Genomic DNA, 12262 nt, shown 5'->3' on the forward strand with positions numbered 1-12262 from the left:
AATTGGCGTGATTGGTTGAATTCGGTTGTTCCTGTGTCGGGCGGGCGCCGGCCCGCCCTGCCCCTTAGTGGTGCGGATGCAGCGCATCCTTCAGATAGACGCAGGTCAGAATGGTGAAGACATAGGCCTGGATGAAGGCCACCAGCGTCTCGAGCGCGTAGATCGCGGTGATCGCCAGGATCGACAGCGGGGTCACCACCAGGCCGACGCCAACCGAGATCGTGATCATCGGCGCGAAGGCCGCGAACACCTTGATCACCGCGTGGCCCGCCATCATGTTGCCGGCAAGACGGATCGAGTGGCTGACCGGGCGGACAAAGTAGGAAATGATCTCGATGATCGCCAGCACCGGGCGCAGCGGAAGCGGCGCCGAACTGACCCAGAACATGCCCAGGAAGCCGACCCCGTGCAGAACGAATCCCAGGATCGTCACGCCGAGGAACACCGCCAAGGCCATGACGGCGGTTACCGCGATGTGGCTGGTGGTGGTAAAGGCATAGGGCAGCAGGCCAAGGAAGTTCGCCGTCACGATGAACATGAACAGCGTCATGATGTAGGGGAAGTATTTCGCCCCTTCCTTGCCGCAGATGTCCTCGACCATCTTGTAGATGAAACCATAGGTCAACTCGGCGATCGACTGCATCCGCGAGGGAACGATCGCGCGCCGGGAGGTGCTCAGAACCAGCAGGCCGATGATCGCCAGGACCGCAAGGCCCATCCACAGGGTCACGTTGGTCGGCGTGTACCAGTCGATCTGACCATCGCCGAACAGCGGCGTGACCTTGAACTGGTCCATCGGGTGGAAAACCAGACCACCTTGATCGGCTGCGTGCGTTTCGCTTGCCACGTTCAGTCCCTCTCGTCTTCGTTCGCGGCCTCGGCGGCCGCCTGCGTTTCCTGAACCTCGCGGGCGCTGCGCATCATCGTGCGTATGCCCGCCACCAGGCCCAACAATGTAAACAGCACGAGGAATACGGGCAGCGTCCCGAACAGGCGATCCAGCCCGTACCCCATGCCGAAGCCGATCAGAAGACCGGCAACGAGTTCGATCACCATCCGCCAGGCCAGCTGGGCCTGATCGACGGTGGCATCCACGCGGGGTTTCGGTTCGAGCTCCTGCTTTGCCGCCGCGATCCGCACCTCGAGTTCGGCCAGACGCCGCTTGCGTTCCTCGTCGGACAGGTCGTCGGTCACGCGCGCAAACCCCACGCTTGGTTGGCCATGGGTTTAGCAGGGCGGCGCGAGGAGTCAACGGCCCAGATTGCGCCGGCGTGCCGGGCGTAAAACGTTGGAAAAACGAATATTTTTCGGAAGATAAAGAAACGGGGCGATTCCGTCGCAGCCCCTGTTGGCGCTAAACCGGCGCCTTGGGCATATTCAACCATTCGGTTGACGATTTTCCCCCGCCGGCCTAGGGCTGGGCCATGTCAGACGATCTTGATGCCGTGTTTTCGGCCCTGGCCGACCCGACCCGCCGCGCCATCCTGACCATGCTGCTGGAGGATGACATGGCGGTGACCGACGTGGCCGAGCCGTTCGAGATGTCGCTGGCGGCGATTTCCAAGCATCTGACCATCCTGACCCGCGCGGGGCTCATCAGTCAGGAGAAGCGCGGCCGGGTGAAGTGGTGCAAGCTGGAACCCGACGCCCTGCGCGCGGCGAGCGTCTGGATGCAGGGGTTCGGCCAGTTCGAACCGGTGAACCTGGATGCGTTCGAGCGGTTTCTGGATGCGGAACTGGGCGAGTCCGAGGACAGCAGCCCTTGAGTCACGACCGGCTTGCAGCGGCCCCCGAAGGCTCCTCGTTTTCCAGCAGCAGGACCAGCGCGGTGACGGTCAGCGCCACGCCGACCAGCACCAGCCCGCGCGGCGCGCCGTGGCCCAGCGCGATTTCCCACAGGATTACCCAGCTGGGCGTCAGATAGGTATAGGCCATGACCTTGGACGACGGCAGGCGCAGGGTGGCGAATTGCAGCAACACAAAGGTAAAGGCGCTGGCAAAGACCGAGACATAGATCAGCCCCACCCAGACCAGCCCCGGCAGGTGCGCCCAGTCGGTCGCGACGATGTCGGACCAGCCATAGACGGTGAGGACCAGCCCGCCCGCGATCATCATGCCGAGCGAGAAGGTGACGGCCGGCTCGCCCCGGTTCAGGCGCCGCACCATGGGCGTATAGAGCGCGTGCGCCAAGCAGCCCCAGAAATAGATCACCTCGCCGGAGCCGATGTGAAACCCCAGAAGCGCCGGCAGGTCGGCGCGAAAGATCACCCACAGCGCCCCGGCCGCGCCGATTGCCAGCGCGGCGGCGATGCGTGGCGTCGTAACCTGCCGCAGCAGCAGCCAGCCGAACCCCGCCGACATCACGGGCGTCAGCGTGAACACCGCCGCGGCGCTGACCGGCGGCGCAGTCCTGAGGCCTTCGAACATCAGCACGAAATAGGCGGCGAAGATGCCGCCCAGCAAGAGGAACCGCCAAGGCGCACGGAAATGCCGACGGTGCAGGCCGGTGGTGGACACGGCAACCGCGCCGATCAGCGCCGCCGCAATCCAGAACCGCACCGCGTTCAGCGCCGCGGGAGCGATGTCGTTGGCGATCATGGACCCCAGCGAAAACGACCCCGCCACCAGCGCGGAAAAGGCCAGCATCGCCAGATGCCCCTGCAGGTGCGGGCTCAGACGGTCCATGTCCGGGCCCTTTCCTTGATGAACTTCAGAAAGGCCTGAACCTTGGTGGTGCGGTGCAGATCGACGTGGGTGACCAGCCACAGCCTCGCCTGCCATTCCGGCATCGGCGCCTTCACCTGAACGAGATCGCCGTGCCGCGCGGCCTCCCAGACCGAAACGAAGCCGATCCCGGCCCCGGCCTTCACCGCCTCGAGCTGCGAAAACCCGTCAGAGCTGCGGAACATCACCTGTTCGCGCGCGACATTCGCCTTGAGCCATTGGGCATAGGGCGCGCGGCTGTCGGCATCGTCCGGACCGACAAAGCGGTGTCCTGCAAAGCCGTCGGCGCAATCGGGCATGCCGAACCGGTCGATATAGGCCCGGCTTGCGTAAAGCCCCATGTCCATCAGAAGGAACGGCTGAACCACGTTGTCGGGCTGTTCGGGGGCGCTGCCGGCGCGAATCGCCACATGGGCTTCGCCATATTCCAGCCGGAACAGCCGCGTGCCGGTCAGAAAGCGGACGATGACCGCCGGGTGCGCCTGCTGGAACTCGGCCATCGCCGGCACCAGAAGCGGACCCAGAGAGGCCAGCGAGGTCACGACAAGCTCTCCGGCCACTTCGTCGCCCTGCCCCTTGAGCCGCCCGACGAGCTGGTTGAACTGATCCTCGGTCGCCTGTGCCACGCGCAACAGATCCTGCCCGGCTTCGGTCGGTGTATAGCCGCGCGCGTGGCGCTGGAACAGCTTGACGCCCAGCCGCGCCTCGAGCGCGTCGATATGGCGGATCACGGTCGCATGGTGCACGCCCAGCACCTCGGCCGCGCCGCTGACCGTGCCCAGCCGCGCCACCTGATAGGCGGTGCGCACCTCGTCCCAGTTGTCCATGCGGGAAAGCCTCTTTATGTGCATCAGGTCACATTTGATGTTACTTTTCTCGCGCTGCGTTCGCAAATGCAATGACCATCTTGCGGGGCACAACGGTTCAACCAACGCCCAAAGGATAAATCCATGACCCGCACCATTCTTCACATCGACGCCTCCGCCCGTCTGCAGGATTCGGTGACCCGCAGCCTGTCCGGCCAGATCGTCCGCCGGCTGAACGGCAACGTGATCCGCCGCGATCTGGCCCGCCCCTTGCCCTTGCTGACCGAAGACTGGGTGAACGCCAACTTCACCCCTGCCGATCAGCGCTCGGACGCCCAGAAAGAGGCGCTGGCCCTTTCGGACGAGCTTGTCGAAGAGCTGGTCCGCGCCGATGTGGCCGTGATCGGTCTGCCGATCTACAATTTCTCGGTCCCCGCCGCGTTCAAGGCCTGGATCGACCTGGTGGCCCGCGCCGGGCTGACCTTTCAATACACCGAGAACGGCCCCGAGGGCCTGTTGAAAGGCAAGCGGGCGATCGTCGCGGTGGCCTCCGGCGGGGTTCCGGTCGGGTCCGAGGCCGATTTCGCCACGGCCTATGTCCGCCATGTGCTGGGCTTCATCGGCATCACGGATGTCGAGTTTATCGCCGCCGACCGGATGGCGGTGGCCCCCGAGGCCTCGCTGAAGGCCGCAAACGACCGGATCGCGGCGCTGGCCGCCTGAGTCCGCGTCCACGACGTCGCGCGACCGGGCCGCCCATGTGACGGCCCGGTTCGTTTCCGCATTCCACGGCGCGCAGGGCCGGCAATGCTTGACTCCGCGTCCCAAAGCGCCTAAGCGCCCCCCAATACCCGGAAGCGTCACACCTTCCGGTCCTTGGAGTGTCCGAGGATCGCCCCCCATCAGCGCGTCGCGCCCATGGGGGCGCGCGTCGTGTGGGTTGGCCCATGGGGGCGCGTGTCGTTTGGGTTGGCCCATGGGGGCGCGTGTCGTTGGGGATTGCCCATTGCGGGATTGCCCATGCGGCGATTGTGGATCGAGCCGTCGTCTCTTACCTAAGGGGCGGCACATGGAAACCGGCGAAGGAGGCCGAAGACATGTTTGAAAATCTGTCCGAACGCCTCTCTGGCGTGTTCGACCGGCTGACCAAGCAGGGGGCGCTGTCCGAAGAGGACGTCAAGACCGCCCTGCGCGAGGTGCGCGTCGCGCTGCTGGAGGCCGACGTATCGCTGCCGGTTGCGCGCGACTTCGTAAAGAAGGTGCAGGAACAGGCGACCGGCCAGGCGGTCACGAAATCGGTCACGCCGGGCCAGCAGGTCGTGAAGATCGTGCATGATGCGCTGGTGGACGTGCTGCGGGGCGACGGCGATCCGGGTAAGCTCAAGGTGGACGACCCGCCCGCGCCGATCCTGATGGTCGGCCTTCAGGGCGGCGGCAAGACCACCACCACCGCCAAGATCGCCAAGCGGCTGAAGGAAAAGGACGGCAAGCGGGTGCTGATGGCCTCGCTCGACGTCTATCGCCCGGCGGCGATGGACCAGCTGGCGGTGCTGGGCGCGCAGATCGGAGTGGACACGCTGCCGATCGTGCCGGGGCAGAAACCGGTGGACATCGCCCGCCGCGCGAAGCAGCAGGCCGCGTTGGGCGGCTATGACGTCTACATGCTGGACACCGCCGGCCGTCTGCATATCGACCAGGCGCTGATGCAGGAGGTCGAGGACGTCCGCAACGTGGTCGAGCCGCGCGAAACGCTGCTGGTGGTCGATGGCCTGACCGGGCAGGTCGCGGTCGAGGTGGCCGAGGAGTTCGACGCCAAGATCGGCATCACCGGCGTTGTTCTGACCCGGATGGACGGCGACGGGCGCGGAGGCGCCGCGCTGTCCATGCGTGCGGTGACGGGCAAGCCGATCCGTTTCGTCGGCACCGGCGAGAAGATGGACGCGCTGGAAACCTTCGAGCCCGAGCGCATCGCCGGCCGGATCCTGGGCATGGGTGACATCGTGGCCCTCGTCGAGAAGGCGCAGGAAACCATCGAGGCCGAACAGGCCGAAAAGATGATGCGCCGCATGGCCAAGGGTCAGTTCAACATGAACGACCTGAAGATGCAGTTGGAACAGATGCTGCAGATGGGCGGCATGGAAGGCCTGATGGGCATGCTGCCCGGCATGGGCAAGATGTCGAAGCAGATGCAGCAGGCGGGGCTGGACGACAAGCTGATCCGCCGCCAGATCGCGCTGATCCAGTCGATGACCAAGCGCGAGCGTGCCAATCCGCAGATCCTTCAGGCCAGCCGGAAAAAGCGTATCGCCGCGGGGGCGGGCATGGAGGTGTCCGACCTCAACAAGCTCCTGAAGATGCACCGGCAGATGGCGGACGTGATGAAGAAGATGGGGCGCATGGGCAAGGGCAAGATGCTGAAACAGGCCATGAAGGGCATGTTCGGCAAGGGCGCCAGCCCCGAAGAGCTTGCCGCGCAGATGGACCCCAAGGCGATGGAAGCCGCCGCCAAGGCGATGGGCGGGCGCGGCGGCCAGCCGGGGCTGGGCGGCGGCGGCATGGCCCTGCCGCCGGGGCTGAGCGGGCTGGGCAGAAAGAAGTGACCTGATGGTGTGCGGAGGCCAGCATAACGCGCCTTGGGCCGGATCGAAACGCGACACAGGTTCGCGCCCGAGCCTGGGGTGGGCGCAATTCGCGCCCGCCCTGGGGGGCGGGTCGGGCGCGAACCGGGCCGCTTTCGCGCCCCGGTGGGAGATCGTCCAATGACCCCCTCCATCCCCACGCTGGAAACCCCGCGCCTGATCCTGCGCGCCCCGCGCGCCGAGGACTTTCCGCCCTTTGCCGAATTCTACGCCTCGGACCGGGCGTCCTTCGTCGGCGGCCCTCTCACCCCCGAAGGCAGCTGGCGGATGCTGGCGATGGAAATCGGCCACTGGGCGCTCAAGGGTTTCGGCCGCTGGATCGCCGAGACGCGCGACACCGGCGAACCCGTGGGCCTGATCGGCCTGTTTGCCCCCGAAGGCTGGCCCGAGCCGGAAATCGGCTGGGATCTCTTCAACGGCCACGAAGGCCGCGGTTATGCCACCGAGGCCGCGCTGCATGCCCGCGCCTATGCCTATGACGTGCTGGGCTGGCAGACAGCAATCAGCCTCGTCAAACCCGGCAACGAAAAATCCGCCGCCGTCGCCGCCCGGATGGGCGCGCGGCCCGACGGCGACTTTACCCACGAACGCCACGGGTTCATGCATGTCTGGCGCCACCCGGCCCCGTCCGAACTGGCCGATGGCGGAATGGAGGCCTACGCTTGATGCCCAAATCCATCCCCGTCATCGAAACCCGGCGCCTGATCCTGCGCGGCCCCGAGCCCGAGGACTACCCGCGCTTCAAGTCCACCTTCACCAGCTACCGCGCCCGCTTCATGGGCGGGCCGCTGAACCCGTATGAAAGCTGGATGCTCTATGCCGCCGAGATCGGTCACTGGCAGATCCGCGGCTATGGCATGTGGATGATCCACGACAAGGACACCGACGCAACCTACGGCATGGCCGGCGGCTGGAAGCCCGCCATGTGGCCCGAGGCCGAAATCGCCTGGGTGATCTGGCCCGAAGTCGCCGGCCGCGGCATCGCGCTGGAGGCGACGCATGCGGCGCGCAAGTATTTCTACCGCGAACTGGGCTGGAAAACGGCGGTCAGCTACATCGACCCCAAGAACCTCGACTCGATCCGTCTGGCCGAGCGGCTGGGCGCCAGGCGGGACAAGGAGGCGCCGACAGTGGACGGACACGACGCGGTCTATCGCCACCCCTCGCCGGCCGAGCTGGACGGCACCCAGCTCAATGACGGGATCGAGATGGAAATCTCGCATTACGCGGACCCGATGTTCAAACCGAAAGGCTGGGCCATTGACTGACGACCACGCAAGCCGCGCCGCCGAACTGCTCAAGGAACACCGCGAGTCGATCGACCGGCTCGACGCGATCCTCGTCTATACCCTGGGCGAGCGGTTCAAGCACACCCAGGCGGTCGGTCGGCTCAAGGCCGAACACGATCTTCCCCCGTCCGATCCCGCGCGCGAAGCGCAGCAGATCGCGCGTCTCGAAGAACTGGCGAAGGCGGCCGATCTGGACCCCGAATTCGCCAAGAAGTTCCTGAACTTCATCATCGCCGAAGTCATCCGGCATCACCAGAAACACAAGCAATAGCCGGGGCAACCCGGTCCACGCCATCCAAAGGAGATCAAGAAAATGGCAATGAAAATCCGTCTGGCCCGTGGTGGGTCGAAAAAGCGCCCCTTCTACCGCATCGTCGCCGCCGACAGCCGCATGCCGCGCGACGGCCGCTTCATCGAGAAGCTGGGCACCTACAATCCGCTGCTGCCCAAGGACAGCGAGGACCGCGTCAAGATGAATGTCGAGCGCGTGCAGTTCTGGCTGGACCAGGGCGCCCAGCCGACCGACCGCGTGGCCCGTTTCCTCGAGGCCGCCGGCCTGCGCGAAAAGACCGAGCGCAACAACCCCAAGAAGGCCCAGCCGGGCAAGAAGGCCCAGGAACGCGCCGAGGAAAAGGCTGCCAAGGCCGCTGAAGCCGCCGCTGCGGACGAAGCCCCGGCCGAAGAGGCCGCCGCCGAGGAATAAGCCCGATGCCGGCGCGGGAGCCTGAGTTTTCCGATACGTTCCGCGCCGAGCTCTGGCGGCTGATGCGGATGCGGCGCGACGTGCGCCGTTTCCGCACCGATCCCGTGGACGAGGCAGTGCTGACGCGCTGCCTCGACTCGTTCCGGCTGGCCCCGTCGGTGGGGCTCAGCGAACCGTGGCGCGTTGTGCGCGTGACAAGCCCCGAGGCCCGCGCCGCCGCGCTGGACAATTTCCGCACCGCCAATGCCGCCGCGCTGGCCGGCTATGACGGCGACCGCGCGCGGCTTTATGCCTCGCTGAAACTTTCGGGCATGGAAGAGGCGCCGGTGCAGCTGGCGGTGTTCTGCGACGACGAAACCGCCAAGGGCCACGGGCTGGGCGCGAACACCATGCCCGAAATGCGGCGTTATTCCGTGGTGGCGGCGATCACCCTGTTCTGGCTGGCACTGCGCGCCGAGGGGCTGGGCCGCGGCTGGGTTTCGGTGCTGGACCCGGGCCGGCTGGCGCGGGATCTGGACGTGCCCGGCGGCTGGCGGCTGATCGGTTATTTTTGCATCGGCTGGCCCGAGACGCTATCTGACACCTCGGAACTGGAAACCGCCGGCTGGGAGAGGCGCCGGCCGGAACTGCCGATGGACACCCGCTGAACGGACATGACCGAAAAGCCTGACGACCTGATCTGTGTGGGCGCCATCGCGGGCGCGTTCGGCGTGCGCGGCGAAGTGCGCCTGAAAAGCTTCTGCGCCACGCCCGAGGACATCGAAACCTATGCCCCGCTTTGCACCGAGGACGGCGCGCGCAGCTTTTACGTGCGCCTCATGCGCCCGATCAAGGGCGGGTTCGCCGCGCGTCTGGGCGGGGTGGAAACCAAGGAACAGGCCGACGCCCTGCGCGGCACCCGGCTTTATGCCCCGCGCGACCGGCTCCCGGCATTGCCGGATGACGAATTCTACCACGCCGACCTGATCGGGCTGGACGTGTTCGACACCGGCGGCGCGCTACTCGGCCGGGTCAAGGCGGTGCTGAACCACGGCGCGGGCGACCTGCTGGAGGTGCAATTGGCCGGACAGTCCAGAACGGTCCTTCTGCCCTTTACGCTCGCGGCGGTGCCCACGGTCGATCTGGCCGCGCGCCGCATCGTCGCCGACCCGCCCGAGGGCCTGCTGTGACCGCACGAACCGGAGATTCCGCGTGACGGACGACCCCAAGACCCCTGCCCGTTCGCTGGGCCGCAAGACGATCCGCCCGTCGCTGAAGCCGCGCGAGCTGATGACGCCGACGCCGGATCTGAAGGGCGCGTGGAAGGCGAAGGTGATCACGCTTTTTCCGACCGCCTTTCCCGGCGTGCTGGGGGAAAGCCTGACCGGCAAGGCGCTGCAAGAGGGGCTGTGGCAACTGGAAACCATCGAGCTGCGCGCCTTCGGCAAGGGGCGGCACCGCAACGTGGACGACACACCGGCGGGCGGCGGCGCGGGCATGGTGTTGCGCGCGGACGTTCTGGGCGAGGCGATCGAGCATGCGATGGCCGGCACCACGCCGAACTGGCCGCTGATCTATCTCTCCCCGCGCGGCCGGCGCATGGATCAGGCTTTGATGCAGCGGCTCGCCCGCGCCGACGGCGTGACCCTGCTGTGCGGCCGGTTCGAAGGCGTGGATGAACGCGTGCTGGAACACTACCGGATCGAAGAGGTCAGCCTGGGCGATTTCGTGATGACCGGCGGCGAAATTGCCGCGCAGGCGCTGATCGACGCCACCGTGCGGCTGATCCCCGGCGTGCTGGGCAATGCGGCCTCGGCGCAGGAGGAAAGCTTTTCCTCCGGCCTCTTGGAGCATCCGCAATACACCCGCCCCGCCGAATGGCAGGGCCGGCCGATCCCCGAGGTGCTGCTGTCGGGCCATCACGGGCGGATCGAACAGTGGCGGCGCGAACAGGCCGAACGCATCACGCGCGAACGCCGCCCCGACCTGTGGGAGGCCTATCAGGCACGGAAATCCGACCGCTGACCGTGCCGATGCCCGAACGGGTCCGCCGGACGCTTCGCCCTCCTCCGGGACGAACCGCCCTGCCCTTCATCTTGCTCGAAATACTCCGGGGGAGTCCGCGCGCATGCGCGGACGGGGGCAGAGCCCCCGAACCACCCCCCTGCGGCAGCGCCCCCGCATACAAGGCCCTTGATTCCCGCCCGCAACCCGCCTATACCGCGCCAGTCCCGGCCGGATGTCCGACTCGGGGCCGTTTTGCCTTTGGCAGGTCCGTGCCACACGCGCCTTCTTCGGTTCGTCCCTGAGGCCCTGCCCGGCAAGACGCGGACAAGCAAACGACGACCTGATCTCTGGCGGGCGCCCCCGGTTGCGGGACACAGGCGGACCCGGTGAAGACCAAGAGCTCTGAGGCGCATCAACCTTCGCGGATGAACCGCGAGCAGACCAGGAGACGTTGCGATGGACCTGATCGCACAGATCGAGGCGGAACAGATCGCCTCGCTGGGGAAGAAGATCCCCGATTTCAAGGCCGGTGACACCGTTCGCGTCGGCTACAAGGTGACCGAAGGCAACCGGACCCGGGTGCAGAACTACGAAGGCGTCTGCATCTCGCGCAAGAATGGCAACGGCATTTCCGGTTCGTTCACCGTTCGCAAGATTTCCTTTGGCGAAGGCGTGGAGCGCGTGTTCCCGCTGTATTCGACCAATATCGAAAGCATCGAGGTTGTCCGCCGCGGTCGCGTCCGCCGGGCCAAGCTCTACTATCTGCGCTCGCGCCGGGGCAAATCCGCCCGGATCGCGGAAGATTCCCACTACAAGCCCAAGGCAGGCGCCGAGGCCTGAGGAACGGACCGATGAAAAAAGACACTCATCCCGATTACCACCTGATCGACGTCAAGCTGGTCGACGGCACCGTCATTCAGATGAAATCCACCTGGGGCAAGGAAGGCGACACCCTGTCGCTCGAGATCGACCCCAGCGTGCACCCGGCCTGGACCGGCGGCGGCACCCGCCTGATGGACACCGGCGGCCGCGTGTCCAAGTTCAAGAAGAAATACGAAGGCCTGGGCTTCTGAACCCGGCCCTGCCGCGATATGGAAAAGGCCGCCCTCGGGTGCCAGCCCTTGCCATAAATATTGAAATCCTGTCGACGGCGCCATGACCGCGCCACATCTATTCAAAAGGCTGGTTCAATCAGCGCCGTCGATTCGTGATATCCTCCAAGTCGAATTGAAAAACCGCACATTCGGATTGAATGTGCGGTTTCGCGGCATCTTTATTCACTTGTCATCTGCCGATTTCGGAAGCGATGGCCTCGGCCTGTCTCAAGACAGTCTTTACCGCCTCCTGTGCCAGATCCGGCGGATACCCATGTCTTTGCAGGATCTTCTTCACGGCAACGCGCATTCTTGCCCGGACATTCTCGCGGCGCCACCAGTCAGTCCCGGTATTCCGGCGCACCGTGTTGACGAGTTCCGTCGCAATGACTTGCAATTCCTCGTTCGACATCACTTCCACGGCGCTGTCATTTTGCGACAACGCATCGTAGAAGGCGCGTTCCTCGGGTGTCAGGCCATCTTCGGGCTGCTCCCGCAGATCCTTGGCGATCTCGATCAGTTCCTGGATGACCTGCAGAGCATCGACGCTGCGATTGTGGTATCTCGCGATCGCCTGTTGTAGGCGCGTCGAGAATTCCTCTTTCTTCACGACGTTGGTTCGAGTCCTGGCGGAAATCTCACCGTTCAGGAGCCGCTTCAAAGCTTCCACGACGAGGTTCCTGCCCTCCATCTTCTGAAGCTCGATCATGAACTCTTCGGACAACACGGAGATGTCCGGGCGGTCGAAGCCGCGGGCTTCGAGGATGTCGACCACCTCGGTGGATGAGACGGCCTGGTTGACCAGTTCCCGAATCGCAAGATCCGGGGCGCCCTTCTTGCCCGCGCCCCGATCCGCGCCGAGCTTCTCGATCCCGGTTCGAACCGCGGAAAAAAGGCCGTCTCGAAGGCATGAGCCCGGGCCTGCTCGTGTGTGGATGCCCCCTGTTTTGGCCAGCGTAATCTTCGGTCTTTCGGCGGGGGTCTTCGATCGGACGTGTGTCAGGCCTCTGAGCGTGGCCTT

At 65.6% G+C, this 12262-nt stretch carries 17 protein-coding genes; 12 read left to right on the forward strand and 5 right to left on the reverse strand.

Translation table 11 applies throughout. The features are described 5' to 3' along the window. Nucleotides 1–64 precede the first annotated feature (64 nt). Both C4S70_RS12865 and C4S70_RS12870 read right to left on the reverse strand, forming a co-directional pair. Nucleotides 65–796 carry a F0F1 ATP synthase subunit A gene (locus C4S70_RS12865; protein WP_380218911.1) on the reverse strand — a complete coding sequence of 244 codons (732 nt, stop codon included), beginning with the start codon at nucleotides 794–796 and terminating at the stop codon, nucleotides 65–67. A 53-nt stretch (nucleotides 797–849) separates the two neighbouring features. Beyond that, the gene (locus tag C4S70_RS12870; protein ID WP_380218843.1) at nucleotides 850–1194 is read right to left on the reverse strand and encodes an AtpZ/AtpI family protein; all 345 of its coding nucleotides are present in this window, start codon (nucleotides 1192–1194) and stop codon (nucleotides 850–852) included. 230 nt (nucleotides 1195–1424) lie between these two features. Between C4S70_RS12870 and C4S70_RS12875 the strand changes: the two genes are divergently transcribed. Continuing rightward, on the forward strand, nucleotides 1425–1766 hold the full coding sequence (locus tag C4S70_RS12875; RefSeq protein ID WP_104008510.1) for an ArsR/SmtB family transcription factor: 342 nt from the start codon (nucleotides 1425–1427) through the stop codon (nucleotides 1764–1766). 1 nt (nucleotide 1767) lies between these two features. On the opposite strand, the gene C4S70_RS12880 is transcribed toward C4S70_RS12875, so the two are convergent. Next, on the reverse strand, nucleotides 1768–2685 hold the full coding sequence (locus C4S70_RS12880) for a DMT family transporter (RefSeq protein ID WP_104008511.1): 918 nt from the start codon (nucleotides 2683–2685) through the stop codon (nucleotides 1768–1770). After that, nucleotides 2673–3551 carry a LysR family transcriptional regulator gene (locus C4S70_RS12885; RefSeq protein ID WP_104008512.1) on the reverse strand — a complete coding sequence of 293 codons (879 nt, stop codon included), beginning with the start codon at nucleotides 3549–3551 and terminating at the stop codon, nucleotides 2673–2675. The genes C4S70_RS12880 and C4S70_RS12885 overlap by 13 nt, the downstream gene beginning before the upstream one ends. A 123-nt stretch (nucleotides 3552–3674) precedes the next feature. On the opposite strand from C4S70_RS12885, the gene C4S70_RS12890 reads away from it, so the two are divergent. From C4S70_RS12890 to rpmE, 11 genes are all read left to right on the forward strand, one after another. Next, complete coding sequence (locus C4S70_RS12890) at nucleotides 3675–4253, forward strand: FMN-dependent NADH-azoreductase (RefSeq protein WP_104008513.1); 579 nt, start codon at nucleotides 3675–3677, stop codon at nucleotides 4251–4253. Nucleotides 4254–4627: 374 nt separating this feature from the next. Further along, nucleotides 4628–6130, forward strand: a complete 1503-nt coding sequence (gene ffh, locus C4S70_RS12895; protein WP_104008514.1) for a signal recognition particle protein — start codon at nucleotides 4628–4630, stop codon at nucleotides 6128–6130. Nucleotides 6131–6289: 159 nt separating this feature from the next. Further along, nucleotides 6290–6835 (forward strand): GNAT family N-acetyltransferase, encoded by a 546-nt coding sequence (locus C4S70_RS12900; protein WP_104008515.1) that lies wholly within the window; start codon nucleotides 6290–6292, stop codon nucleotides 6833–6835. Then, complete coding sequence (locus tag C4S70_RS12905) at nucleotides 6835–7437, forward strand: GNAT family N-acetyltransferase (RefSeq protein WP_104008516.1); 603 nt, start codon at nucleotides 6835–6837, stop codon at nucleotides 7435–7437. Before C4S70_RS12900 ends, C4S70_RS12905 begins: the two co-directional genes overlap by 1 nt. After that, nucleotides 7430–7729, forward strand: coding sequence for a chorismate mutase (locus C4S70_RS12910; protein WP_235003827.1), 300 nt, complete (start codon nucleotides 7430–7432; stop codon nucleotides 7727–7729). The genes C4S70_RS12905 and C4S70_RS12910 overlap by 8 nt, the downstream gene beginning before the upstream one ends. 42 nt (nucleotides 7730–7771) lie before the next feature. After that, the gene (gene rpsP, locus C4S70_RS12915; RefSeq protein WP_104008518.1) at nucleotides 7772–8161 is read left to right on the forward strand and encodes a 30S ribosomal protein S16; all 390 of its coding nucleotides are present in this window, start codon (nucleotides 7772–7774) and stop codon (nucleotides 8159–8161) included. A gap of 5 nt (nucleotides 8162–8166) precedes the next feature. Next, nucleotides 8167–8808: a 5,6-dimethylbenzimidazole synthase gene (gene bluB, locus C4S70_RS12920; RefSeq protein ID WP_104008519.1), complete on the forward strand. Its 642-nt coding sequence runs from the start codon at nucleotides 8167–8169 to the stop codon at nucleotides 8806–8808. 6 nt (nucleotides 8809–8814) lie between these two features. Beyond that, nucleotides 8815–9330 (forward strand): ribosome maturation factor RimM, encoded by a 516-nt coding sequence (gene rimM / locus C4S70_RS12925; protein ID WP_104008520.1) that lies wholly within the window; start codon nucleotides 8815–8817, stop codon nucleotides 9328–9330. 22 nt (nucleotides 9331–9352) lie between these two features. After that, the gene (gene trmD, locus C4S70_RS12930; protein ID WP_235003828.1) at nucleotides 9353–10165 is read left to right on the forward strand and encodes a tRNA (guanosine(37)-N1)-methyltransferase TrmD; all 813 of its coding nucleotides are present in this window, start codon (nucleotides 9353–9355) and stop codon (nucleotides 10163–10165) included. Nucleotides 10166–10603: 438 nt separating this feature from the next. After that, nucleotides 10604–10987, forward strand: a complete 384-nt coding sequence (gene rplS / locus C4S70_RS12935) for a 50S ribosomal protein L19 (protein WP_104008521.1) — start codon at nucleotides 10604–10606, stop codon at nucleotides 10985–10987. Between the two features lie 11 nt (nucleotides 10988–10998). Then, nucleotides 10999–11220: a 50S ribosomal protein L31 gene (gene rpmE / locus C4S70_RS12940; RefSeq protein WP_104008522.1), complete on the forward strand. Its 222-nt coding sequence runs from the start codon at nucleotides 10999–11001 to the stop codon at nucleotides 11218–11220. A 211-nt stretch (nucleotides 11221–11431) separates the two neighbouring features. Here the strand turns inward: rpmE and C4S70_RS12945 are convergent. Then, nucleotides 11432–12262: DUF3387 domain-containing protein (locus C4S70_RS12945; protein WP_146064217.1), on the reverse strand; the 831-nt coding region annotated here is incomplete at its 5' end.

Origin of the sequence: Jhaorihella thermophila, from assembly GCF_900108275.1 — a bacterium.
Lineage (GTDB): Bacteria > Pseudomonadota > Alphaproteobacteria > Rhodobacterales > Rhodobacteraceae > Jhaorihella > Jhaorihella thermophila.

Excerpts from the sequence above, each read along its gene's own strand:
- C4S70_RS12865 (WP_380218911.1), bottom strand. The coding sequence starts at position 796 with ATGGACCAGTTCAAGGTCACGCCGCTGTTCGGCGATGGTCAGATCGAC.
- C4S70_RS12875 (WP_104008510.1), top strand. The coding sequence starts at position 1,425 with ATGTCAGACGATCTTGATGCCGTGTTTTCGGCCCTGGCCGACCCGACC.
- C4S70_RS12880 (WP_104008511.1), bottom strand. The coding sequence starts at position 2,685 with ATGGACCGTCTGAGCCCGCACCTGCAGGGGCATCTGGCGATGCTGGCC.
- C4S70_RS12885 (WP_104008512.1), bottom strand. The coding sequence starts at position 3,551 with ATGGACAACTGGGACGAGGTGCGCACCGCCTATCAGGTGGCGCGGCTG.
- C4S70_RS12890 (WP_104008513.1), top strand. The coding sequence starts at position 3,675 with ATGACCCGCACCATTCTTCACATCGACGCCTCCGCCCGTCTGCAGGAT.
- ffh (WP_104008514.1), top strand. The coding sequence starts at position 4,628 with ATGTTTGAAAATCTGTCCGAACGCCTCTCTGGCGTGTTCGACCGGCTG.
- C4S70_RS12900 (WP_104008515.1), top strand. The coding sequence starts at position 6,290 with ATGACCCCCTCCATCCCCACGCTGGAAACCCCGCGCCTGATCCTGCGC.
- C4S70_RS12905 (WP_104008516.1), top strand. The coding sequence starts at position 6,835 with ATGCCCAAATCCATCCCCGTCATCGAAACCCGGCGCCTGATCCTGCGC.
- rpsP (WP_104008518.1), top strand. The coding sequence starts at position 7,772 with ATGGCAATGAAAATCCGTCTGGCCCGTGGTGGGTCGAAAAAGCGCCCC.
- bluB (WP_104008519.1), top strand. The coding sequence starts at position 8,167 with ATGCCGGCGCGGGAGCCTGAGTTTTCCGATACGTTCCGCGCCGAGCTC.
- rimM (WP_104008520.1), top strand. The coding sequence starts at position 8,815 with ATGACCGAAAAGCCTGACGACCTGATCTGTGTGGGCGCCATCGCGGGC.
- rplS (WP_104008521.1), top strand. The coding sequence starts at position 10,604 with ATGGACCTGATCGCACAGATCGAGGCGGAACAGATCGCCTCGCTGGGG.
- rpmE (WP_104008522.1), top strand. The coding sequence starts at position 10,999 with ATGAAAAAAGACACTCATCCCGATTACCACCTGATCGACGTCAAGCTG.